24 protein-coding genes and 2 pseudogenes are annotated in these 21815 nt (G+C 66.9%); 20 read left to right on the top strand and 6 right to left on the bottom strand.

Going from position 1 to position 21815, the window contains the following annotated elements; translation table 11 throughout:
• Nucleotides 1-172: 172 nt before the first annotated feature.
• A pseudogene (locus tag ACFXPL_RS32245) lies at nt 173-613 on the top strand (transposase); the annotation flags it as partial.
• 81 nt (nt 614-694) lie between these two features.
• On the opposite strand, the gene ACFXPL_RS32240 reads toward ACFXPL_RS32245, so the two are convergent.
• Entirely contained in the window at nt 695-2008 is a 1314-nt protein-coding gene (locus ACFXPL_RS32240; protein ID WP_384926305.1) for an MFS transporter, read from the bottom strand.
• A gap of 427 nt (nt 2009-2435) precedes the next feature.
• Nucleotides 2436-3338: an ectoine hydroxylase gene (gene thpD / locus ACFXPL_RS32235; RefSeq protein ID WP_384926303.1), complete on the bottom strand. Its 903-nt coding sequence runs from the start codon at nt 3336-3338 to the stop codon at nt 2436-2438.
• A 325-nt stretch (nt 3339-3663) separates the two neighbouring features.
• Here thpD and ACFXPL_RS32230 point away from each other — a divergent pair, with 325 nt between their 5' ends.
• The 18 genes and pseudogenes from ACFXPL_RS32230 (at nt 3664) to ACFXPL_RS32145 (ending at nt 17153) form a co-directional block, all read left to right on the top strand.
• A complete protein-coding gene (locus ACFXPL_RS32230) occupies nt 3664-4239 on the top strand; it encodes a CGNR zinc finger domain-containing protein (protein ID WP_384926301.1) in 576 nt (191 codons plus the stop codon).
• Nucleotides 4240-4579: 340 nt separating this feature from the next.
• Complete coding sequence (locus ACFXPL_RS32225; protein ID WP_384926299.1) at nt 4580-5563, top strand: helix-turn-helix transcriptional regulator; 984 nt, start codon at nt 4580-4582, stop codon at nt 5561-5563.
• 67 nt (nt 5564-5630) lie between these two features.
• Complete coding sequence (locus tag ACFXPL_RS32220; protein WP_384926297.1) at nt 5631-5918, top strand: hypothetical protein; 288 nt, start codon at nt 5631-5633, stop codon at nt 5916-5918.
• 395 nt (nt 5919-6313) lie between these two features.
• Nucleotides 6314-7564: a diaminopimelate decarboxylase gene (locus ACFXPL_RS32215; RefSeq protein WP_384926295.1), complete on the top strand. Its 1251-nt coding sequence runs from the start codon at nt 6314-6316 to the stop codon at nt 7562-7564.
• 30 nt (nt 7565-7594) lie between these two features.
• On the top strand, nt 7595-8032 hold the full coding sequence (locus ACFXPL_RS32210) for a holo-ACP synthase (RefSeq protein WP_384926293.1): 438 nt from the start codon (nt 7595-7597) through the stop codon (nt 8030-8032).
• Between the two features lie 33 nt (nt 8033-8065).
• Nucleotides 8066-8548 carry a hotdog domain-containing protein gene (locus ACFXPL_RS32205; protein ID WP_384926291.1) on the top strand — a complete coding sequence of 161 codons (483 nt, stop codon included), beginning with the start codon at nt 8066-8068 and terminating at the stop codon, nt 8546-8548.
• A complete protein-coding gene (locus tag ACFXPL_RS32200; protein WP_384926289.1) occupies nt 8548-10098 on the top strand; it encodes a class I adenylate-forming enzyme family protein in 1551 nt (516 codons plus the stop codon). Before ACFXPL_RS32205 ends, ACFXPL_RS32200 begins: the two co-directional genes overlap by 1 nt.
• Before the next feature lie 67 nt (nt 10099-10165).
• Complete coding sequence (locus ACFXPL_RS32195; RefSeq protein ID WP_384926287.1) at nt 10166-10429, top strand: acyl carrier protein; 264 nt, start codon at nt 10166-10168, stop codon at nt 10427-10429.
• Entirely contained in the window at nt 10426-11688 is a 1263-nt protein-coding gene (ectB, locus tag ACFXPL_RS32190; RefSeq protein WP_384926284.1) for a diaminobutyrate--2-oxoglutarate transaminase, read from the top strand. The genes ACFXPL_RS32195 and ectB overlap by 4 nt, the downstream gene beginning before the upstream one ends.
• A gap of 64 nt (nt 11689-11752) precedes the next feature.
• Nucleotides 11753-12286, top strand: a complete 534-nt coding sequence (ectA, locus tag ACFXPL_RS32185) for a diaminobutyrate acetyltransferase (RefSeq protein WP_384926282.1) — start codon at nt 11753-11755, stop codon at nt 12284-12286.
• A 60-nt stretch (nt 12287-12346) separates the two neighbouring features.
• The gene (locus ACFXPL_RS32180) at nt 12347-13552 is read left to right on the top strand and encodes a cytochrome P450 (protein ID WP_384926280.1); all 1206 of its coding nucleotides are present in this window, start codon (nt 12347-12349) and stop codon (nt 13550-13552) included.
• 25 nt (nt 13553-13577) lie between these two features.
• On the top strand, nt 13578-13775 hold the full coding sequence (locus ACFXPL_RS32175; protein ID WP_384926278.1) for a ferredoxin: 198 nt from the start codon (nt 13578-13580) through the stop codon (nt 13773-13775).
• Nucleotides 13772-15013 (top strand): NAD(P)/FAD-dependent oxidoreductase, encoded by a 1242-nt coding sequence (locus ACFXPL_RS32170; RefSeq protein WP_384926276.1) that lies wholly within the window; start codon nt 13772-13774, stop codon nt 15011-15013. The genes ACFXPL_RS32175 and ACFXPL_RS32170 overlap by 4 nt, the downstream gene beginning before the upstream one ends.
• Before the next feature lie 63 nt (nt 15014-15076).
• A complete protein-coding gene (locus ACFXPL_RS32165) occupies nt 15077-15487 on the top strand; it encodes an ectoine synthase (RefSeq protein WP_384926274.1) in 411 nt (136 codons plus the stop codon).
• Between the two features lie 150 nt (nt 15488-15637).
• The gene (locus ACFXPL_RS32160; RefSeq protein WP_384926272.1) at nt 15638-16411 is read left to right on the top strand and encodes an NAD(P)H-dependent oxidoreductase; all 774 of its coding nucleotides are present in this window, start codon (nt 15638-15640) and stop codon (nt 16409-16411) included.
• Nucleotides 16412-16462: 51 nt separating this feature from the next.
• Nucleotides 16463-16558, top strand: a pseudogene (locus tag ACFXPL_RS32155) (IS5/IS1182 family transposase); the annotation flags it as partial.
• Nucleotides 16559-16609: 51 nt separating this feature from the next.
• A complete protein-coding gene (locus ACFXPL_RS32150) occupies nt 16610-16735 on the top strand; it encodes a hypothetical protein (RefSeq protein WP_384926270.1) in 126 nt (41 codons plus the stop codon).
• A gap of 61 nt (nt 16736-16796) precedes the next feature.
• The gene (locus ACFXPL_RS32145; protein WP_384926268.1) at nt 16797-17153 is read left to right on the top strand and encodes a hypothetical protein; all 357 of its coding nucleotides are present in this window, start codon (nt 16797-16799) and stop codon (nt 17151-17153) included.
• Between the two features lie 354 nt (nt 17154-17507).
• Here the strand turns inward: ACFXPL_RS32145 and ACFXPL_RS32140 are convergent, their stop codons facing one another.
• The 4 genes from ACFXPL_RS32140 to ACFXPL_RS32125 form a co-directional block, all read right to left on the bottom strand.
• Entirely contained in the window at nt 17508-18008 is a 501-nt protein-coding gene (locus tag ACFXPL_RS32140; RefSeq protein ID WP_384926266.1) for an RNA polymerase sigma factor, read from the bottom strand.
• An 868-nt stretch (nt 18009-18876) separates the two neighbouring features.
• A complete protein-coding gene (locus tag ACFXPL_RS32135; RefSeq protein ID WP_384926264.1) occupies nt 18877-19617 on the bottom strand; it encodes a hypothetical protein in 741 nt (246 codons plus the stop codon).
• Nucleotides 19614-19949 carry a hypothetical protein gene (locus tag ACFXPL_RS32130; RefSeq protein ID WP_384926263.1) on the bottom strand — a complete coding sequence of 112 codons (336 nt, stop codon included), beginning with the start codon at nt 19947-19949 and terminating at the stop codon, nt 19614-19616. The genes ACFXPL_RS32135 and ACFXPL_RS32130 overlap by 4 nt, the downstream gene beginning before the upstream one ends.
• An 836-nt stretch (nt 19950-20785) precedes the next feature.
• A complete protein-coding gene (locus tag ACFXPL_RS32125) occupies nt 20786-20938 on the bottom strand; it encodes a hypothetical protein (RefSeq protein ID WP_384926261.1) in 153 nt (50 codons plus the stop codon).
• A 326-nt stretch (nt 20939-21264) separates the two neighbouring features.
• Here ACFXPL_RS32125 and ACFXPL_RS32120 point away from each other — a divergent pair, with 326 nt between their 5' ends.
• Entirely contained in the window at nt 21265-21606 is a 342-nt protein-coding gene (locus ACFXPL_RS32120; RefSeq protein WP_384926259.1) for a hypothetical protein, read from the top strand.
• Nucleotides 21607-21815: the final 209 nt, after the last annotated feature.

Below are 21815 nucleotides of genomic sequence, written 5' to 3'. Positions count from 1 at the left end.
ATGTGGAGAATCGGCATCTTCCCGAACAGCGTCTAACCTTGTCGTTTATGGTGCGGCATCGAACGCGGATCGAACTTGATCGGTGTTTTCGCAGTTCAGCGGACCTGAAGGCGGCCTTCGTCTGATCCTTTGCTTCGTCACAAGACAGAGGAACAGCGCGAAGGCCGTGGTTGTGAGTTTCGTGGATCAGGGCGTCCTGCGGTATGCGTTCGCCGAAGTGTCACACTTCCGGTCGGAGTTGTACGCGTGTCTGACAGCACGGGGCGACGCGTTGTTCGAGTTGTGCGACGCACTGTTGTGCACGGACGGCCCGGTGCGGAAGCTGGTCGACCTCGCGCTTGCACCTGAACACCGCCGCGGTCACGGAGCCCTGTACGGCGGGCTCAATCAGGGGCGGATCGACATCGCCCGGCTACGTCGGGCGCTGGCCGGGATGCCACTGCCGAGGGCGGCGAACGGCCGGCTGGTGCTGGCCGTGGATGTCTCGCCGTGGCTGCGGCCGGACGCCAACACCTGTGCCGACCGGGCCTTTTGCCACACATTCGGCCGAGGCGAGGGCAAACACCAGATGGTGCCCCGCTGGCCGCACCCGGTGGTGGCCGCGCTGGAAAGTCGGCCAGCCGGTAGATCGCGGAACGCGGGTGGCCACTGGCGAACCGGTGGCCACCCGCGTGACTCGCGAGGCGCTCGGACTCTACGCCTTGAAGACGCCCCGGTTGCAGCGCAGCGCCGCCACGACGATGGCGATGATGACCGCCGTGATGACGGCCGTCCCCACGACCGAGCCGGTGGCGGCGAAGATGCCGCCGAAGCCGGCCACGCCCAGCGCCGCACCCACCGCGAGGGCCGTCTCCTGGAGGGCCGCGGCGCGCGCGACGTCCTTCGGCGGGACGCTGCCGAGCAGATAAGCGTCGCCTGAGGCCATGGAGACGCCGACGCCGAGGCCGATCAGGAAGCTAGCGGGCCACAGGCCGACGAAGGCGGCCACGATGAGGCCGACGGCGCAGGTGGCCAGGCTGACCTGGAGCATGTGCACCGCGGTGAAGCGAGCCTGGAGCTTGTGGAACGCGAACCCGCCGAGGGAGACCCACACGGCCAGGACCGAAACCGGCACGATCGACAGGAGCGAGTCGGCCTCCGCGCTGAACAGGAAGACCGATCCCGTGTAGCTGGCGGAACTCACGACGAGCGCAAGGGAGGGCGCGCCGAGCCGGGAGAAGCTGAGCATCCGTACGTCGATAAGGGGGTCGCGTGAGCGGAGTTGCCGCGTGCAGAAGACCGCCAGGACCAGGCAGCCTGCGGCCGTCGCGAGGAGGCGCCCGAACGCGGCGCCATGGCTCTGCAGACCGGCCACGAAGAGTCCGAAGCCCACGAAAGCGAGGGCGGAGGAGGCGACGTCGACCTTGGTCGACGAGGCTTGTCCCAGAGTGATGCCGCGCAGCAGCGCGGTGGCGAGCACCCCGCACACCAGGGCGACGGCGGCGGGCAGCCAGAAGAGCATCGTGTAGGCGTCCATGCCGACGAACGCCCGGCCGATCAGAGGTCCTGTACCGGCTCCGATGGCGTACGTGGTGATCCACAGGGAGTAGCCGAGGGTGCGCTCCGACGTCTCGGGCAGTCCGCCGATGACCGAGGCGACGCTGGAGACGATCAGCGCGTAGCCGAAGCCTTGGATGAACCGGCTCGCCGTCCATGTCGTCGCCGAGTCCAGCAGGGCGGGACTTGCCCCCGCGAGGGCGAAGACGAAGAGGCCGGTCGCCAGCGTCACGCCGGGGCCCAGGCGTGCGCCCAGACGTGAGCCGAGGACGACGCTGGAGGCGAGGGCGATCGTGTACCCGTCGATGAACCACAGGCGCCATGAGTCGGTCAGGACTGGCAGGTCGTAGGCGATGGAGTTGAACAGTGTGGAGTCCACACCGCCCAGGAACATGGGGACCAGCAGCAGAAGGAAGAGGACCTTCTTCGACACGGCGGTGGGCCGCGCTGGGGCAAGGACAGTTCCGGTCATGGCAGACCTCGTCTCAGTTGGCTTTCTTCGGCGAGCGCAGCATGAGGAGGTCCCTTGCGACGACGCCCGGCAGGACTGCTAAATCCGCAGTTGGTCTTCTCTCTCCGAGCCCGGTGGGGTGTGCGTGCGCCGTGCGGTGGGCTGCAGGGCACTCAGGGCTGGGTTTTGAGGGCGCCATGAAGTCTCCGATTCGAAAGGTGAACCATCTAAGATGGTTCTACCAGTCCGCGATTCTTCCGGCAACCGGCCAAGCCGGTTCCACGCTCCTGCCTGGGGCGCCGCGTGACTCATGCGTCGGAGGTCGCCCCTGCGACGGACCAGCGGCCGGAACTGCGCAAGCCGGGCCCCGGACCGTGCGGCGCCCGGAGAGGGGCGCCGCGGCCGGGGCCACCATGGCCTCACCTGTACGGCGACGGGCGCGGGTGCCCTACATGGCCCGCGGGGAGGGGAATTCGCGGTTGCTGAGGTACTGCGGACGCGGCGCGTCCGCAGCGTAGGGTGCCCCCAGCGTGTTCTCCACGCTGTTGTAGACGATGAAGATGTTCGAGCGCGCGAACGGCGAGAGGTTCCCGTTGGAGCCGTGCAGCAGGTTGGAGTCGAACATCACCGCGGAGCCGGCGGGACCCGTGATCTGCTCGATCCCGTGCTCCTCGGCCATGCGCGTCAGGTGCTTGCGGTCCGGGGAGCCGACGCTGGGGGCGGCCGCGCGGAGCGACTCCTTGTGGTAGTCCTGCGGGGTGGCCCCGACCGTGGGGACGAACGTCTCGTGAGTGCCGGGCATGACCATAAGTGGGCCGTTGAACGGGTGGTTCTCGGTGAGGGAGATCGAGACGCTGAACGCGCGCGGCCGGGGCATGCCGTCCTCGGAGTGCCAGGTCTCGAAGTCGGAGTGCCAGTGGAACGGGGCACCGCCGAACCCCGGCTTGTAGTTGACCCGGCTCTGGTGGATGTAGACCTCGGAGTCGAGTACCTGGCGGGCGATGTTCATGAGCCGGGGCGACCGGAGCAGCTCGGCGAAGATCTCGCTGACCTTCTCGACCTCGAAGACGGAACGGACCTCGTCGGACTCCGGTTCCAGGATGACGCGCTCGCTCGCGCGCAGCGCAGGGTCCTCACCGAGGCGCCGGAGTTCGGAGAGGTAGAGGTCCACCTCCCGCGCGGAGAGCAGGTCGTCGAGGACCAGGTAGCCGTTGGACTCGTACTGCTTGAGCTGCTCGCCGTCGAGCGGGCCCGGAGCCTCCCCCCACACCGACGGGTCCGTCCGCGGCTTGGGAACGGCCTCACCGAGGACCCGGGTCGGATACAGGTCGGGGCGCTGAGCGACAGTCATGTGCTGTTCTCCTTTTCAGGGGAGCGGCGGCTTTTTCTGCCCGCATAGGAGCGCAATTCATCGGCTCGCGGGCGGCCGGAATTCCAAGGACCTTTTTCTCGCGGCTCATTTGGCCCTTCTTCCGACCCTTTCGATACTGCAAGCTCGCAGAGAGCAAAGAAAGAGGCTTCGTGTGTCCTGAATCGTCCTTGGCCGATTCAGGACACTCGAAGTGCACCCTCCGTCCACGGAGACACGGACGGAGGGTGCGCCCTCCAGCAGCGCGGAACCACCTGGAGCGGTTCTCTTGCTTGTCCTCGACATGGCAACCGGCTAAGGTGGTTCCATGTTCGTCAAGCGATTCCCCGAGTTCCGTCTTGGCAAGGTGCTGGCGACCAGCTTCACGGCGACCCTCACAGAACGCTGCGGTGAACCCGTCGAACGCGTTCCCGTCCCCGAGCGGCTGGTCGACTGGTTGGCGGTCAAGGGACTCAAAGTCGATTCGTGCAGCGATTCCCAGCTGGAGCATGCTCGGCAACTGCGTGAAGCGATCCACGAAGCCGCCACCGCCGTCGCGACGCAGGTCCGCCCTCCCGCGGCAGCCGTCCAGGTCATCAATGACTGCAGTACGGGCGGCCAGGCCTCGGCAGTCCTTTCGCCTCGGGGCGAACAGGAGTGGTACCTGGGTTCCGCCTCCGTCGAAGACGCCCTCAGCGTGATCGCCGCCGACGCGGTCGACATCGTCTCGGGCGCGCGCGAGGGGAGGATGGCGTTGTGCGCGTCCCCGACGTGTCGGGCTGCTTTCTTCGACACCAGTCGTGGCGCCACGCGCAGATGGTGCGAGATGAACACCTGCGGGAACCGCGAGAAGAAGGCGCGCTTCCTCGCCAACAAGTGCCAGGACCCGAGCCGCGCCGACTGAAGTTGCACCGGGCGCCGTTCTACACCGACGCCCTCCTGCCCCCTCCGCCCCTTCCCGTCAGGGAGGTGCCCGCCCCAGTCGCACGGTGGCCGGAGAGCCCCGTGTTCGACCGTCGCAAGCGAGCAGCCGTACCGTCGTCGCTCATCGCGACCGCGTCCAACGCCAGCAATCGCCACGCGCGTTGGAAGCGGCCCGCGCCGCAGAGTGCTGCTCGCGAGTTCGGAATGCTGCCGCTCGACAACCGTCGGGCACTGCAGACGACGAGGGCAGGGCGTCGTTGCCACCAGGCTCCCGCACCCTCTCGTCCCGCCACCGCACACAGGTGCAGAGAGGGAAGTACATGCTGGACGTTCTGAAGAACGACGCCACCGCGGAAGTGGTCTACCGCGAGATGCTGGCACATCCGCAGGAGGGCGTGGCCGAGCTGGTGCGCCGGCTCGAATTGACCGAGCAGGAGGTACGGGCAGCACTCGACACCCTCGCCGAGCTGGCCCTGGTGCGGTACTCCCTCGAAGACCCCCAGAGCTACCACGTCGTGGAACCTCACCTCGCCGCGGAGATCATGCTCGCCAAGGAACGGGCCGAGCTCGCGGCCCAGGAGCAGCGCGTCCAAGAGGTCCAGGCCGCCGCGTTACAGCTCAAGTCGGAGTTCACCCAGGAGAGTCCCAAGGACGAGGTGCACCGCCTGACCGGGGTCGACTCCGTGCGCGACTACCTGGCGGCGCTGCACGACAAGGTCCAGGACGAGCTGCTGACCTTCGCCCCGGGCGGAGCGCAGACGGAGGCCAACCTGCGCAGCTCGCGCCCGATCGCGGACGCCCTGCTCGCGCGAGGAGTACGGATGCGCACCGTGTACCTGGACAGCGTCCGCAACGATCCCCCCACGGTCGCGCACGCAGACTGGCTCGCCGAACGCGGCGGCCACATACGCACCGTGCCCTCGCTGCCGAACCGCCTGATCATCTGCGACAAGAAGATCGCCGTCGTCGCCGTCGACTCAGACGACACCTCGGCCGGGGCGGTGGCCCTTCGGACGGCTGGCGTAGTGTCGTCCCTGTACGCCCTTTTCGAGAATGTTTGGCAGGCTGCCCAACCTATGAGAGAGAGCGTCCAGTCGAGTGACGAACAGGGCCTCAGTCCGCAACAACTGGAAGCCCTGAGGCTGTTGTCTCTCGGGCACACCGACGACTACGTTGCGGCGCGGCTGGGCGTGTCAGGCCGCACGGCACGCCGGATCGCCACGACGCTCATGGGCCACCTCGGCGCGCGAAGCCGGTTCCAGGCCGGCCTGCACGCGGCTGCTAGGGGCCTCATCCGGCCGTGACGGCCCGCACGTCGCCGATCGACAAGCTGTCGAAAGGGAATGACCATTCGGACAGGACACCTCACTCATGTACCTCGTACAGCTCACCCTCGTACCCTCGGGTGATGCCCACCCGCCCGCTGAGATCAAGCAGGCGCTCCACGACGCGGCGCCGGACGTCGTCGAACACGTCAGCGTTCACACCCAGACGCGGCCCCACCTTGTCGTCAGCCTCTTTCTCCGCGCCGCCTCCCTGGACGAGGCCGAGGCGGCGGCGAAGCGGATCTGGCAGCACGCGACCACCAACTGCACCCCTCTGGCCGCCTGGTCCCTGCGGCGGGCCGAAGTGCCCCTCCACCCCTACGACGTGGAGTGAGCCCGGCTCCTCTCGACGCCCGTGCCACGCGCCGCCGCTGCCCGCGCCCGGGCGGTGCGTGGGACCTGCATGCACATTTTTGCGTGTCCCAAACGGTCCAGCCTGGAGAATGTCGCGATCGCCGTGGCCCTTTGGCCGGATGACCAATCCGACCGCAGTCCTGAACAGGTCAGGACCCATTTAGGACAACCGTCCGCCCTTCCTTCGCCGCTGCGAACATCGCAGACTCGTTATCGCCGGACAGTAAACCAGCGAGAGGCGAGTCATGAAAGAGCGAATGTTCATCTCCGACAGCTCACCGGTGGAGAGGGGAATTCCTTTCCTCTCACCCGAAGACGACGGCGGGTGGCAGTAACCGTATGACGACCTCGAAGAACAGTGTCCAGGGAAATTCGATGGCGGATCTCGCCGAGGAGTACGGCACCCCGCTGTTCGTCTACGACGCGGACGTCCTCGCGGACACCTACCGCACGTTGCGCGGCCTGCTCCCCGCCGGCGCTGACATCTTCTACTCGCTCAAGGCGAACCCGAACATCAGCGTCTGCGCCCTGCTGAACTCGTACGGTACGGGAGCCGAGGTCTCCTCCTACGCCGAACTGGCCACCGCCCTGCGGGCGGGAGTCGATCCTGGCGACATTATCTTCCTCGGCCCCGGCAAGGACGAGAGGGAGCTCACCGCGTGCGTCGAAGCCGACATTCACGCGATTGTCTGCGAGTCACTGGACGAGCTCGACCTGCTCGACTCGCTGTTGGCAGCGGCAGGACGTGACGACTTCCCGGTGCTCCTCCGGGTGAACCCGGCCTTCGACAGCAAGGGGTCCGGGCTGGCCATGGGCGGCAAACCTCGGCAGTTCGGCATCGATGAAGCCGAACTGCGCGGTTCCAAGCACCGCCTCGCGGCCCTCCGTAACGTCCAAGTGAAGGGCGTGCACGCGTACATGGGGACGCGGTTTCTTAACCACGAGGACGTCGTCGAGAACACCCGGCGCATCCTCGCCACCGCAGAGGACCTGGCCGGACAGCTCAGCTTCCCCCTGGAGACCGTCGACTTCGGCGGCGGACTCGGCGTCGCCTACTTCGAGAACGAGAAGGACTTGGACCTCGATGCGCTGGGCGCCGGCCTCGCGGAGGTCATCACCCCCTTCTCGGCTCGCAACCCGGACTGCCGGATGATCATGGAACTGGGCCGCTTCCTCACCGCCACGGCCGGTACGTACGTCGTCCGCGCCCGCTACGTGAAGGAGTCCATGGGAGAGAGCTTCGTGGTGGCCGACGGCGGCACGAACCACCACATGGCAGCCGTCGGCGTCGGCAGCTTCGTCAAGCGCAACTTCCCTGTCCGCCACCTGGAAAACCGGACCGCCGGAGCCTCGCGCCTCTACAGCGTGACCGGCCCCCTGTGCACACCCAACGACGTCGTGGCCAAGAAGGTCCGCCTGCCGGAAGTACGGCCGGGAGACCTGCTCGCGGTGGAGCGGTCCGGAGCCTACGGACCGACCGCCTCACCCGGCCTCTTCCTGAGCCACGGCTTCCCGGCCGAGGTGCTCGTCCACGGCGGGCGCGCCCATCTCATCCGGGAGCGCGACACGACGAAGGACCTGCTGGCGAAGCAGCGCCTCGTCGATCTCCGCGCCGCGTCCGCCTGAACACGTGATCCGAATGGACACCTGATCCGAATGAGAACCGCAGCGAAGCAAGCTGCGCGAGTCGGACTGGACGTACTCGACCGCTCCGAACTCCGCCGCCTCATCGAACGATCCTGGTTCTTGCGCTTCAGTTTCGCCCCGGAGGAAATAGCCCACGCCGAGACCCTCGGCGAAGATCGCCGCCTGGAATTCCTGGCCGGTCGGTTCGCCGCCAAAGAGGCCCTCCTCAAAGTCCTGGGAATCGGTTTCCTACAAGGTGTGACGCCACGGGAGATTTACGTGGAGCACACCGCGCGCGGCGCCCCTGTCGTCCACCTCCGCGGACGAGCCGCGCAACTGACGCCGTCATCCGTCTCGGTCTCCATCACTCATAAGCACAACGTCGTGGCCGCCGTCGCCATCAGCTTCCCCGAGGCCCTTGGTACGACCGCCGACGACCCCACCGACAAAGCCGCCGGGAACGGATGAACCGAACCCACTGCACCGAAGGAGCTTGACGCCGTGCCGCCGCCGAACACTCCCACGACCGCGACCATCGGGACCAGTACCCGCGACGAGCGAGAAGCGCAGACCACCGCCTTCCTCCGCGTACGCGTCGGCCAGGAAGAGGCTCACTACGGGGGCAATCTCGTCGACGGTGCGCGCATCTTGCGCCTGTTCGGCGACCTCGTCACCGAGATCACCGTCCGCACGGACGGCGACGAAGGACTGCTGGCCCAGTACAGCGACATCCGTTTCACCGCACCCGTGAGGCCTGGCGACTACATCGAGGCGCGCGCACGGCTGGTGCGCCAGACTCGACTGCGCCGCGTGGTCGAGCTGGAGGCGCACAAGGTCATCCGCGCCAGCCCCGAAGAAGCCGACAGCGCCGGCGAGGTCCTCGACGAGCCTCAACTCGTGTGCGCTGCGACCGCCACCACCGTTGTACCCCACCGCCGGGCACACACGGCCACCGCCCGCACCCCCACGGCCGAGGAGACCTGATGCCCCGCACTCCGCAGCTCCTGCACGAGATACTGGACCGAGCCGCCGACCGCGATCCGGAGTCGGCCGCACTGAGCTCACGCGATCGCGGCCTCACCTACCGGGAACTCGCCACCGCCACCACCGCCATGGCAGCCCGCCTGCGGCGCGAGGGCCTGCGGCGCGGCGACCGGATCATCGTCACCGCCTCCGACGGCGTCGGCATCGCCATCCTGGTCTACGCCGCCTCGCGCGTCGGCGCCGTCTTCAGCGTGCTCCACGAACAAGTACGCGGCGGGCCGCTGGAACACGTCCTGCACGACTGCGAGCCCGCGCTGCTGGTCTCCGACGACCTCGGCGCCGGACGGACCGCCGCCGAGCACGGCGTCCGCTCCCTCGTGCTCGACGAGCTCGTGCGCACGGCACTCGACGCGGACACTGCCGAGGCCGCTCCCCCCGCCGGCCCGAACGCCGTAGGCGTGGACCCCGTCAGCCTGATCTACACCTCGGGCACCACCTCCCTGCCCAAGGCTGTGGTCAGCACCCACCAGCAGGCGCTATTCGCCGCCACCGCGATCCAGGAGTGCCTGGAGTACCGCAGCGACGACGTCGTCTACTGCCCGCTCCCGCTCTCCTTCGACTACGGCCTCTACCAGGTCTACCTCGCGGCCCTCAGCGGCGCCCGACTCCACCTGGCCACGGTCGCCGAGGTCGGCCCCCCGCTGCTGCGCAGCCTGGAGGAGGCGGGCGCCACCGTCCTGCCCTCCATGCCCTCTGTCTCGGACCGACTCGCCTGGCTGCTCAACCGCAGCAGCGGGGGGCCGAGCCGCCTACGCCTGCTCACCAACACTGGTGCGGCACTCTCCGAGCCCACCATGAGCGCGCTGCGCGCCGCCCTGCCTCACCTGCGAATCCAGGTGATGTACGGCCTCACCGAGTGCAAGCGCACGGCGATCATGCCCCCCGATGGAGACCTGGACCACCCGGGCTCCTGCGGGCTGCCGCTGCCAGGCACCGAGGTCTTCATCGTCGACGATGACGGAGACCGGCTGCCCGCGGAAGAGATCGGCCAGATCGTCGTCCGCGGGCCTAACGTCATGGCCGGGTACTGGCGCCGCCCCGAGCTGACCGACGAGCGCTTCCCGCGCACGGAGGGACTGTTCCCCGAGCTGCACACCGGCGACTACGGCTGGCAGGACAAGGACGGCTACCTCTACTTCTCCGGCCGCAGGGACGACCTCTACAAGGAGCGCGGGTTCCGCCTCAGCACCACCGAGGTCGAGGCCGCCGCGACCCGGGTCGACGGAGTGACCTCTGCCGCCGTACTGCCTCCCGAGGGCAAGCGGACCGCGCTCCTCGCCGTCGTCGCGGACCTCACCGCCGACCAGGTACGCGAGGGCATGCGGGACCACATCGAACCCTTCAAGATCCCGCGCCGCTGCGTCCGCCTCGACGCCCTGCCCACCAACGGCAACGGCAAGGTCGACCGCAAGAAGCTGGCCTCCCTGATCGAACAGGACCCGCCCGCCTCGGCCACCACAGAGGCCCTCCAAGCGTGCCTGGGCCACTGACCCCCGTACGCCCCATCAGAGCAACGCCCGAGAACGACAGCCACCCGACACACGTGAGGAACTGACCATGGACCGCCAGCACGTCGTCACCGCCCTCGAGAACGCCCTCACCGACGTCCTGGAGCGTGCCGTCACCGGTCTCACCGGCGACGTGAAGCTCTTTGCCGACCTGCACCTGGACTCCACCACCATGCTCGAGATGCTCATGTTCCTTGAGGACTCCATCGGCCTGGTCGTCGACCCGGAGGAGCTGGACGCGGACGACTTCGTCTCCGTGGACACCTTCACCGACTTCGTCCTCGCCACACAGGGCGAGCAGGTCGCGGCATGACGCTCACCCAGCCCGACCTCAGCGTCTTCACGACCCTGGAGTCCGAGGTACGCAGCTATTGCCGCAGCTGGCCCACCGTGTTCAACCGCGCGCAAGGCAGCCGGATGTACGACGAGGACGGGCACGAGTACCTCGACTTCTTCGCCGGGGCCGGTTCTCTCAACTACGGCCACAACAATCCCGTGCTCAAGCGCACCCTGCTCGACTACCTGCAGCACGACGGCGTCACCCACAGCCTGGACATGTCCACCACGGCCAAGCGCGCGTTCCTCGAGTACTTCCAGAACACCGTGCTGCGCCCGCGGGACCTGCCCTACAAGGTCATGTTCCCGGGCCCGACCGGCACCAACGCCGTCGAGGCCGCCCTCAAGCTGGCACGCAAGGTCAAGGGCCGCGAGTCGATCGTGTCGTTCACGAACGCCTTCCACGGCATGTCGCTCGGCTCGCTCGCCGTGACCGGCAACGCCTTCAAGCGGGCCGGCGCCGGCATCCCGCTGGTACACGGCACCCCCATGCCGTTCGACAACTACCTCGACGGCAGGACCCCGGACTTCATCTGGTTCGAGCGGCTCCTGGAGGACCAGGGATCGGGCCTGAACCAGCCGGCCGCCGTCATCGTCGAAACGGTCCAGGGCGAGGGCGGCATCAACGTCGCCCGTGCCGAGTGGCTGCACGCCCTCGCCCAACTCTGCCGCCGGCACGACATGCTGCTCATCGTCGACGACATCCAGATGGGCTGCGGCCGCACCGGCGCCTTCTTCTCCTTCGAGGAGTCGGGCATCACGCCGGACATCGTCACCGTCTCCAAGTCCATCAGCGGCTACGGACTGCCCATGTCGCTCTGCCTGTTCCGACCGGAACTCGACGTGTGGGAGCCGGGCGAGCACAACGGCACCTTCCGCGGCAACAACCCGGCCTTCGTCACCGCGACCGCCGCCCTCAACACCTACTGGAGCGACGACACGCTCGAGCGGCAGACCCTGGCGCACGCCCAGACCATCGAGGCCGCGCTCCACGACACCGCCGTACACCACAGCGGATCGGCCTACCGCGGCCGCGGGATGGCCTGGGGCCTGGAGCTCGCCGACCCCCGGCACGCGGGGCGCGCCGCCCGCCGCGCCTTCGAACTCGGACTCCTCGTGGAGACCTCCGGGGCCCACGACGAGGTCTTGAAGCTGCTGCCCCCGCTCATCATCACCACCGACGACCTCGACGAGGGACTGCGCACCGTGCAGCGCGCTGTCTACGAAACGACGTGACCGCGCCCGCAACCGACATGAGAGACACACGAAAGAAAGGCCCCGACCTGACATGACGATCACCATGCCCACTGCAGCCTCCACAGAGCCGAACACGGCCGAGAAGAAGCGGGCCGTCTTCCGCGCACCGGTCCCTCAGGACGCACCCGCCGTGTGGAAGATGGTCGAGGACACTCCCGGCCTGGACTCCAACAGCCTCTACTACTACTCGCTGTGGTTCCGGGACTTCGCCGACGGCTCGCTGGTCGCGACGGTGGACGACGAACTCGTCGGCTTCCTCACGGGCTACCGCCGCCCCGAGGAACCCGAGACCTACTTCGTGTGGCAGACCGCCGTCAACCCGCGCCACGGCATCCCGTTCCTCGGCGTCAAGCTCTTCCAGGAGGCGGCCGACCAGCAGGTTGCCAACGGCGCCCGGTACGTCGAGGCCACTGTCTCCGCCGAGAACAAGGCGATCATCATGGTGCTGAAGCAGTACGCGAAGAAGCACTCCGCCCCCGTCGAGACCTGCGTGCTCTTCCCCAGCTCCCTCTTCGCCGACAGCGAGGGCCACCACGACGAGGTCCTGTACCGCATCGGCCCGCTGACCGCCGGCTGAACCAGGCCGCCCGTCACTGGTCCGAGCAGCACCGCATCCGACGACTGGGAGCCGACCGCCATGGCCACGCAACCCACGACACTGCACCTCGACATCAACAACGCCTACTTCCGCATGGACTCCGAGGAGGTACGGAAGGCACGAGACGCCCACTGGTACGCACGTACGGACTGGGGCATCGCCGTCCTGCGCTACGAGGACAGCAGCGCCCTCCTGAAGAGCCCCCTGTTGACGCAAGGATCGGCCAGGTGGCCCGCTCAGCACGGGGTCGTCGAAGGACACTTCGACAAGTGGTGGCAGAAGACCCTGCTGGTGCTGGAGGGCGACGAGCACAACAGGATTCGCCGCCTGGTGAACCCCGCCTTCTCACCTCGCCGGATAGCGCCCCTGCACGCGAAGTTCCAGGACCTGGCGGACGGCCTGGTGGACGAGTGGATCAAGGACGGGCGCACCGAGTTCGCGAGCCGGTTCGCCGCACCGTACGCGACCAGGATTCTGTGCGTGATGCTGGGCATCGACGAGAACGACTGGAAGAAGGTCCACGAACTCGCCTCTACGATCGGCCTCGGCCTCGGCATCACCATCCAGGAGCACATCGCCCGGATCGACCAGGCCATCGTCGAGCTGACCCAGTACGCCGAGTCCCTGGTCCGCAGCCGCAGGGAGTCTCCCAAGGGCGACATCCTGAGCAACCTCGTGGACGCGAGGGACGAGGACGCGGGCAAGCTTTCCGACGAGGAGCTCATCAACCTCATCATCCTGTTGATCTTCGCGGGCATCGACACGACGCGGAACCAACTGGCCCTGAGCGTTGAGGCGTTCTCCAAGCAGCTCGACCAGTGGGAGAAGCTGGCATCGGACCCCGAGCGCTACTCGGCCGCGGCGGTCGAGGAGGCACTGCGCGTCAATCCGATCGGCCGCTGGATCTCGCGCGAAGCAGCGGAGACGTTCCAGTACAAGGAGCGCACGATCGAGAAGGGGACCACGCTCCACCTCTTCACCATGACGTCGGCCACCGACCCGGCTGCGTTCGACGACCCTGACCGCATCGACCTTGACGCCGAGCGCTCCCCGCACTTCGCGTTCGGCGGCGGACTGCACCACTGCCTTGGGCACTTCGTCGCCCGTGCGGACATCGGCGTGGCCCTCTCGACGCTGGCCGCACGGCTGACCGACCTGCGCATGGGGGAGGACGCCAAGTGGCTGCCCGATTCCGGCAACACGGGGGCGGTTGCGCTGCCCATCACGTTCACCTCGCGTTCCTGAACCGCGCTTCCGATCGGAGGAGACCATGAAGATCACCGTTGACGAGGTCAAGTGCCAGAACCACGGCCTGTGCGCCATCTCGGCGCCGGATCACTTCGAGCTCGACGCCGACGGGAAGCTGGCGTACCAGGAGACGTTCGGCGAGGAGAACCTCGACGCGATCGAGGATGCCATCGACTCGTGCCCCTTGCAGGCGATCGTCATGGACCGTGACGCCGCATGACTGGCGCAGCGCCGCGCATCGGCATCGTCGGCTCCGGCATAGCCGGCCTGCGGGCGGCCCAATCGGTCCTCACTTGCGAAACCGGTGCCAGGGTCACCGTCTTCGGGGACGAGGCCCACCGTACGTACAACCGGCCGGGACTCACGAAGAAGCGGTACCCGCCGTCGCCCGACCTCAGGGCGGCCATCACCGAGGACCTGAGAGTCAGGGGGGCCGAGACCAGCGCGCTCGACTGGCACCTGGGCACCCGCGTCGAGGCGGCGGACCTGCGCGGCAGGGTCCTGCACCTGAGCACCGGCGGAACGTTCGCCTACGACGGCCTGGTAGTCGCCTCGGGAGTACGCCCGAGGACCGCCGCCCGTGACGACGAGGAGTGCGCCTCGCACGCGCACAGGACGCTGCGCGGCCTGGACGACGCGCACTCCATCCACCAGGAGCTCCACAGAAGAGAGGTGGTGACGATTGCGGGCTCCGGGTTCGTCGCGTGCGAACTGGCCTCGTTGGCCAAGGAGTACGGCTGCGACGTGGTCATGCTCGAAGCGATGAGGCACGGGCCCTTCGAGAACATCCTGGGCGAGGACGTCGCGCGAGCGCTCGGACGCTGGGTCACCGCGAACGGCGTCACCCTGCTGACAGGCGAGGCCGCGAAGGAGCTCCTCTGCGACCGCTCGGGAAGGCGCTCCGGAGGCGGACACTCGGCGTCGCTCCCCGGGACGGCGTCCGAACGGCCGCTCTTCATCGAGGCCATCGGCAGCGTTCCCAACGTGGAATGGCTGGACGGGAACGGCCTGGACCTGTCCGACGGAGTACGGGTCGACGAGTATATGCGCGTACCGGAGTGCGAGGGCGTTTTCGCAGCCGGCGACATCGCCCGTTATCCCGACCCGTGGGGCGCGGAAAAGCTTACCCGCATGGAATTCTGGAAAAATGCGATTGACACCGGAAATATCGCCGGGAAGGCGCTAGCCTCGTCTCTGGGATACGGATCAAAGATGACCCGGATCGCGTACTTCCCCAGCATGGCTACCGAAGTGTTCGGACTTCGCATCCAGATCGCGGGGAACTCCAGGAACGCGGACTCCATGGAGATCGTTCGCGGCGACCTCGAACGCCCCGGTGACGGAGTCCTCGTCACGTACCTGCGGGAGAGCGCGATCGTCGGGGCGGCCTACCTGGATGAAGGGGCCCGGTTCAACCGCCTCTACATCGAGCTCCTGAAGTCGCTGAAAACGCGCTAGACCTATCGAGCTCACCTCATTTGTCACAGCACCAAGAATTCGTGAACGATCAGGAGGAATATCATGCAGGTTCATAGGATTTCGGAGATCGAAGGTACTGAGCGCGATGTCACGGCGGCAAGCGGCGCATGGCGCAGCAAGCGCATCCTCCTGGCTTCGGATGGATTCGGGTACTCAGTTTCCGAGACCGTCGTGTACGCCGGAACCGAGACCGACATCTGCTACGCGAACCACGTGGAAGCCGTCTTCTGCATCTCCGGGAAGATGATTCTGGTCGACCGCGACGAGAACGAGGAACACGTCATCACGCCCGGCACCCTCCACATCCTGGACGACGCCGACAACCACACGATCAAGCCGATCGAGGACAGCACGTTCCTGTGTATCTTCACCCCGGCCCTCACTGGCCGTGAGGACCACGACGAGAACGGGGTCTACCCGCTGCTGACGGACGATGTAGTGGAGGCCACGTAGGCCGCACCGCGACCCCCGTGCATCCCCGGAGTCCCTGCCAGGCCGCTGGCAGGGACTCGGCGTCACCGCGTCCGGGACGGCGCGGCGGGTTGCCCTAGGACGGGCCGGGTAGGTGCGCACGATCATGGATCTGCCAGAAGGGAACCTACAGTGAAAGTCCTGTGGCTCACTGCCCATCCCGAACCTCGTTCCCTGAACGGCTCCTTGTTCCGCGACGGTGTCCAACACCTCCTGGACCAGGGGCACGAGGTGCGCACCAGCGACCTGTACGCGATGAAGTTCGACCCGGTCGTCAGGCCCAGTGACTTCTCCCACCCCGACGGTGAGCGGCTCATCGTCGGCAGCGCGGCCCAGCAGGCTTTCGAACGGGGCACGTTGTCCTCTGACATCTCCGTCGAACACGACAAGTTGTCCTGGGCGGACACGCTCGTCGTGCAGTTTCCGTTGTGGTGGTACGGGATGCCGGCCATCCTCAAGGGCTGGTTCGACCGCGTCTTCGTCGGCGGGTTCGCCTTCGGCGTCCGCGACGCCCGGGGGCGCCAAGTGCGCTACGGCGAGGGGGCGCTCGCGGGTAAGCGTGCGATGGTCGTCGTCAGTGCCGGTGCCCGGGAGGCGAGCCTCGGTCCACGCGGCGTCAACGGTGAGCTCAACGACCTGCTCTTCCCTCTCCAGCACGGCACTCTGTGGTACACGGGGATCGAGGTCCTGCCCCCGCTGCTCGTCCACGGAGCCGACCGCGTGGACGAGGCCGCGTACGTTGTCCACGCGAACGTCCTGCGCCAACGCCTCGAGGACCTTCCGCACACCGGACCGTTGCCGTTCCGCCACCAGAACGGCGGCGACTACGACGAGGACCTGGTCCTGCGCCCCGAACTCAACCCGCACTCCACAGGAACCGCCGCTCACTACTGCACCGAGAGCTGACGACGAGTCCGGCCTCGTCAGTCGCCGTGGAAGAACAAGGCGAGCGCCTAGCGGCTCCTGCGCACGATCCGCTGCTCGACGACCCGCATCACCAACCTCGTCCAGGCCGTCCTCACCCTGCACCACACCAGCTCGATCACAAGTTGAAGACGGACCCGCAGGAGCTCACAGCCATGGAAGACTGAGGCGTATGCAAAGGTGGAACGCACGGGGAGCAGCATCCTGGGTGGGCCCCTTGGTGTTGCTGGCCGTCGGCTGCTCGACGTCGACCTCACCCCCGCCGGATTCGCCATCCTCCTCGGCAAGTCGGCCGGACGCTTCTGACACGACGAATGCGGCCTGCCCCGACACTGCGCCGGTCCCTTCCGGCTCCGTACCCGTCGCCGTGCGTGACTTCGACAAGAAGAGCGAGTGGTACGGCGCTGATGACCTATGGGTGGCCAAACCCCGCCTTCTGGATCACACGGACGAACGCGAGGAGAGGTACCGCACGAAGTACGCGTCGATAACGCTCGATGCTCAGGGGCGGGCGACTGACCGGAAGGGCGCCCCGCAGGTCGATGTCGAACGCCTGTACCGATCCGGCTCCGCGCGCGGCAGTACCGGTGGATTTGCCACGGCCGACGGCGACCGGCAGTGGTGGCCGACGGTCATCGACTTCCCCGAGCCCGGCTGCTGGCAGGTGACTGAAACGCTCGGCTCCACCGAAGTCCGTTTCACCGTGAATGTCGCAGCACACTGAGCGAGTCCGCGCTCAGGATCGGGGTACCTGACGGACCGCCCGGGGGACGTCTCGTGTCGACTACGGGCGCTGTCCAGGCCCGCACATGTCCCCCGACCTGCTCAATCTGAGGTTGGCAAAGCCTCATTGCCGCTGTGGTGAACCTCAAGGCTGGCGCCATGAGCATTCAGGAGTGGAGTCGCCTTCGCCAGTCAGTAGGCCAATCGGCTTATCGGGTTCGCTGATCGCAACGTCGATCATGCTGCGACGAAGCCTGTCAACAAACTTCCCAGGACAGCGAGAGCTGCCCAGACGGTTGCAGATGAGTACCACTCGCCCGCCAACGTCATGCATCCGTCCAGTCCTCGCATCTTGTCAGTTGTCGCCGCCGTGGTCCTCAGAGAGCATCTGACGCAGACGAGCACGAGCCTTGTGGACTTGGACGTGCGCCGTGCTCGGCGTGATGCCCAACAAGTCGCCGATCTCACTGGCCTGGTGGCCCTCGGTGTGCAGAAGGAAAACCGCGCGTTGACGTGCCGGCATGCGAGCTATCGCAGCGTCGACCGCGTTCATCAGGTCGATGGTGCCCAGCTCGTCGTCCACTGCGGGAGCCATGGCCTCCAAGGCATTGTCAGTGAGTAGTGGCTCGCGAGTGCGGCTGCGCAGGTAGTCGATGGCGAGATTGCGCATCGCGGTGAGGAGGAACGCCTTGGGGTTTCTGATCTGGGACCACCTGTGTGTGATGACCCGGAGGAGAGCCTCCTGCACGATGTCTTCGGCGGAGTGGTGGTCAATCGCAGGGAAGGCGCATCTCAAGAAGCTGACCGCAGCCGGTAGTTCTGTCTTGTAAAACTCGAGCAGCGTGGTTTCGGGCATGGCCGACGGGGCCGAGGTGGTGTCCGCCTCGGCCCCTGGCCTGTCAATTCGTCCCGCAGAACTCAACGCGTGTCCGGTCGGTGCTCCGGCTGAGCCGACGGGGGTTGGTCGCCCCAGGCCACGTTCAGTGACCCCCGGAGGTTGGCCATCCGCAGCAGCGCCTGACCGGTCATGGCCAGGAGCTGAACGCCCAGAGCCCAAAGGGCCCCGGTGTGTGCGTGCTCGACCGAATCCGCCCAGTCCGACTGCGCCGGCAGCAGGGGATCGGCAAGGCCGGTGACGACAGCAAGGGCGGCCGTAATCCACGCCCGGATCCGGTGAAGGAAGGTCCGCGGTGGACGGGGACGGTCACCGGGACTGCCGGTCCCGGACCGGGGTGGTGCGGTTGCTGCCGGGGGCTCGCCCCCGGCAGCAGGGATGGTGCTCATAGCACTCCAACTGTCGTGTCCGTCATGGGTCGCCTCGGTCGTCACCCTCGTCTCCACGGCATCGGGGCCGAGGGGCTGGCAAGGCACCGAGGGTGATGGGGCCGTGACGTCTCAGGAATCTGCCAGTGCCGATCCGCAGATTGCAATCGGATCTTGAGGGTGTTCACCCAGAAGGGGGAATACGGGCATGCCGATAGCGCCTGCCACCCAGTTGTGGTAGGCGCTATCGGCGATCCGACTGCGGGTGCCTTGCCGTGGAGCCCGACGGCGGATCATGTGACGGACACGAAAGTTCGTCACTATTTAGACGATGCTGACGCGTGGATTCTTTACTCGGTTCGCCAGATTTTTTTGCCGGATCGACGGGCGGATCGTGTGGGATCCCTGCCGGAATCGACGGGCGGATCGTGTGGAACCCCTGCCCGAATCGTGCCAGATCTCTACTCGGATCGACGGAGAGATAGTGTGGAATCTCTGCCCGGATTGACGGGGCAGGTAGGTGTTCGCGACGTGGCGCTCTCAATGCCGAGGGCGGTCTCGATCTTGTCCGCGTGGAAGCAGAGGGCCGCGCTGAACGCCTCGCTGGCTGGGGCGATGCCGAAATGGGCTGCCAGGGCATCCTCGACGGTCTCGTCGCACTCGTCGAGGAACTGTTCCAGCTCTCGTAGCAGCCGAGCGAGCGAGGCGGCCTGGTTGAGGCGGTGCAGCAGGCTGTGGTCGAGGCGCACCGCGTCATCCCGTTCCAGCAGGGCGAACAGGGCGTCAACCGTGCGTTCCCGTGCGGTGTCGGGACAGCTGGGCAAGTCGGCCAGGAGCAGGATGAGGGGGTCGTCGCGCAGCAGGTCGGCAAAGAGCGTGGCATCGCTGCTGGCGCGCCAGGCGGGGATGATGTGGCGGGCCTCGCTGTCGCCGATCCACAGCAACTGGCGCTGCGGTTGCGGCCGCAGGTTGCGCATGCGCAGGAAGTGAGCGGCAAGGATCTCACGGTAGCTGTCGTGGGCGAATACCCAGCGCAGGTCACCGGTCGGAACCAGCAGGCTTGACTCGGTCACCTGACGCAGATTCCACAGGGTGCACGGGACACGGCCACCCAGGTGCCCGGGTTCGTCGGAGTCGTCGAGGCGTGACAGCCGCAGGTCTGCCGACGTAGCCGAGTAGTCGGTGACGGGGGAATCAGTCACGGCGGTGTACGGGCCGAACTGCATCGTGGCGGCCAGCCGGGCCGCGACTGCCAGCAGGTGTTCAGGGGATGCCTGAGCCTGCAGCTGACGCAGGTCGGTCGAGCGACGTTCTTCAGCGCACAGGCGCAGACGGCGGCGCGGGTGAACTCGTCGATGATCTTGATGCGGTCCCGGCGGATACGGCAGGAGTCAGGGATCCAGCCGATGTGCAGCGGGACTTGCATGCGCTGAGGCATCAGGCTGGCCGTCTGTGACAGCGTCCGTGTGAAGACCTTGGCCGCGTCCTGGCTCGGGTGGACGGTCAGGACGCGTCGCAGGTCGTACCGGTGCATGGCGTGGAGGAGGAGCGCTTGAGCGGCTGCGCTTCGCAGTGATTCGGCGGCTGGCCGGTGCGGGAGCCGGCTGAGAGCGTTACGCAGGCCAGTGTCGGGCACCGCGGCGGTGACGATGCGGTAGTCGCTGAGCAGTCCTCGGTCCGACGGTGTCGGCCAGCGATGTCTCGAACGCCGGTTTCTCGTACTGGTCCAGGCCCTGTCTCGTCGTGATCACGGTCTGCAGACCGGGGGACTTGCGGCTGTACGAGGTGTTCTGGATGACGAGTTGGAGATGGCGGCGGGCAGGGAGCAATGGGCTGCCGGGCATGACTTCGCCTGACTCTGCGGCGATGTGGCCGTACTTGAATCCGTCAGCTACCGCGAGAGACCACCGCGGCAGGTGTTGATCACGATGGGCCGCCACGAGCGTGTTCTAGAAGGCGAAGGTGACGAAGACGCTGACCGAGGCTTGGGCGTGCAACGAGGTCTCGGCCAGGTGCTGTGGGCCATCGACCCTCGTCACGACGCTGGAGAAACCTGGTGCCTCATTCTGCGGGTCGTCCCAGAGCCCGAGGTACGTTCCGCCTTGCCCTTCTCGTCTCCATGCCCGCGCTGTCCCCTCCAGGACAGCCGGAACGCCAGCTGCAGAGCACCGACCAGCGGCTGCTCGACCGCGTCCACCGTCAACTGGCCCCGTACCAAGGGCTCGACGAGTTCTTCACGGCCGGCAAGGGTTCTCCGGATGCGGAGCCTCGACACTCACGAGAGCACGGACGGCATCGTGAACAGTGCACACATCTGGTATCCAGTCCCTCATCGACAGCTATTGCGCTGCCGCGGTCCGCCGGAGCCCGTCAGATGCTCACGGCACCCAGCAGGGTGCCTGCCCGGTCGTTGTCGATCGTCTCCACCGATGCGGTATGGACCGTTCCTGGCTTGGGCGGCTCGGGAGCAGACGACTTCACCTCGGGGACGGGGTCACCGAACAGGTCGTAGAGATCGGGCATTTCGGTTCCGTTCCATTCGTAGGGCGCGTGTCACGCGCGCTGAGATCGATGCCTACCAGCACGATGAAGAAGGTAAGCGCGGCGACGACTGCCAAGGTGACGGCATCGCGGAACACCGTCAGAAACGTCCTGACCGTTTCTTCTCCGATGCTCACCAGTCCAACGTATGCCTCCGCCAGGTTTGGTCGCATGGGCCGAGGCCCTTGCGCGGCGAGCCGGGTATCGATACGTCCGAGGACAGCCCTCGCCGAAAGGATGGACGCCGCACCCGCGACCGAGAGGAGAGCGAGAACGCATGCGAGTGCCCACAGGGTAATGAGCGACCAGTGCCGGTCGAGTACTCCGGAGAATCTACCCACGACAGCCGCGGTCAGCGCGAGGGAGACTGTTGCGAGAGCGCCCGCCCGGTTGCGGATCCGATCGAGGTCGGCCATTTGCCGGTCGAGCTGGCGGCGGCCCTCCTCCACCAGGAGACCGAGTTCGTCCTCGGTCAGGGGCGGCATATTTCGGGCGTGGGGCTCGGGTTCAGCGAACGTGGGCATCGTGTGCCCGGGGTGAAGCAGGGCTGCGCAGTAGTGGAGGTAGAGGCGGGCTTCGGCGAATCGCCCTCGGATGGCAGTCATTCATCGCCCTCGCAGCCAGCTGGCCATGCGGTCGGCGATCTGTGAGGTCATGCTGGCGGGCAAGAAGAGCCACTGGCCGCCAGGGTTGAGGTCCGCAAAGGCAGGACCAGCAGCGTCAACGATCCAGTCCTGGCAGGTGAAACCGGTCTGAAGGCACTTTGAGCTGTACTGAGTTTCGTAGAGTCCGGTGATCTTGGCTCAGGCGGACTGCGGGACTTGTTCCAGGCTCTGCCAGAAGTCCCGTTCGTACTCGG

The sequence above is a fragment of the Streptomyces sp. NPDC059092 genome (assembly GCF_042756365.1).
Classification (GTDB): Bacteria; Actinomycetota; Actinomycetes; order Streptomycetales; family Streptomycetaceae; genus Streptomyces.
This window is presented reverse-complemented; position numbering and strand designations above follow the sequence as displayed.

Coding starts and splice junctions, on each gene's coding strand:
- ACFXPL_RS32240 (WP_384926305.1), bottom strand. CDS start 2,008: ATGACCGGAACTGTCCTTGCCCCAGCGCGGCCCACCGCCGTGTCGAAG.
- thpD (WP_384926303.1), bottom strand. CDS start 3,338: ATGACTGTCGCTCAGCGCCCCGACCTGTATCCGACCCGGGTCCTCGGT.
- ACFXPL_RS32230 (WP_384926301.1), top strand. CDS start 3,664: ATGTTCGTCAAGCGATTCCCCGAGTTCCGTCTTGGCAAGGTGCTGGCG.
- ACFXPL_RS32225 (WP_384926299.1), top strand. CDS start 4,580: ATGCTGGACGTTCTGAAGAACGACGCCACCGCGGAAGTGGTCTACCGC.
- ACFXPL_RS32220 (WP_384926297.1), top strand. CDS start 5,631: ATGTACCTCGTACAGCTCACCCTCGTACCCTCGGGTGATGCCCACCCG.
- ACFXPL_RS32215 (WP_384926295.1), top strand. CDS start 6,314: ATGGCGGATCTCGCCGAGGAGTACGGCACCCCGCTGTTCGTCTACGAC.
- ACFXPL_RS32210 (WP_384926293.1), top strand. CDS start 7,595: ATGAGAACCGCAGCGAAGCAAGCTGCGCGAGTCGGACTGGACGTACTC.
- ACFXPL_RS32200 (WP_384926289.1), top strand. CDS start 8,548: ATGCCCCGCACTCCGCAGCTCCTGCACGAGATACTGGACCGAGCCGCC.
- ACFXPL_RS32195 (WP_384926287.1), top strand. CDS start 10,166: ATGGACCGCCAGCACGTCGTCACCGCCCTCGAGAACGCCCTCACCGAC.
- ectB (WP_384926284.1), top strand. CDS start 10,426: ATGACGCTCACCCAGCCCGACCTCAGCGTCTTCACGACCCTGGAGTCC.
- ectA (WP_384926282.1), top strand. CDS start 11,753: ATGCCCACTGCAGCCTCCACAGAGCCGAACACGGCCGAGAAGAAGCGG.
- ACFXPL_RS32180 (WP_384926280.1), top strand. CDS start 12,347: ATGGCCACGCAACCCACGACACTGCACCTCGACATCAACAACGCCTAC.
- ACFXPL_RS32175 (WP_384926278.1), top strand. CDS start 13,578: ATGAAGATCACCGTTGACGAGGTCAAGTGCCAGAACCACGGCCTGTGC.
- ACFXPL_RS32170 (WP_384926276.1), top strand. CDS start 13,772: ATGACTGGCGCAGCGCCGCGCATCGGCATCGTCGGCTCCGGCATAGCC.
- ACFXPL_RS32165 (WP_384926274.1), top strand. CDS start 15,077: ATGCAGGTTCATAGGATTTCGGAGATCGAAGGTACTGAGCGCGATGTC.
- ACFXPL_RS32140 (WP_384926266.1), bottom strand. CDS start 18,008: ATGCCCGAAACCACGCTGCTCGAGTTTTACAAGACAGAACTACCGGCT.
- ACFXPL_RS32130 (WP_384926263.1), bottom strand. CDS start 19,949: ATGCACCGGTACGACCTGCGACGCGTCCTGACCGTCCACCCGAGCCAG.
- ACFXPL_RS32125 (WP_384926261.1), bottom strand. CDS start 20,938: ATGCCCGATCTCTACGACCTGTTCGGTGACCCCGTCCCCGAGGTGAAG.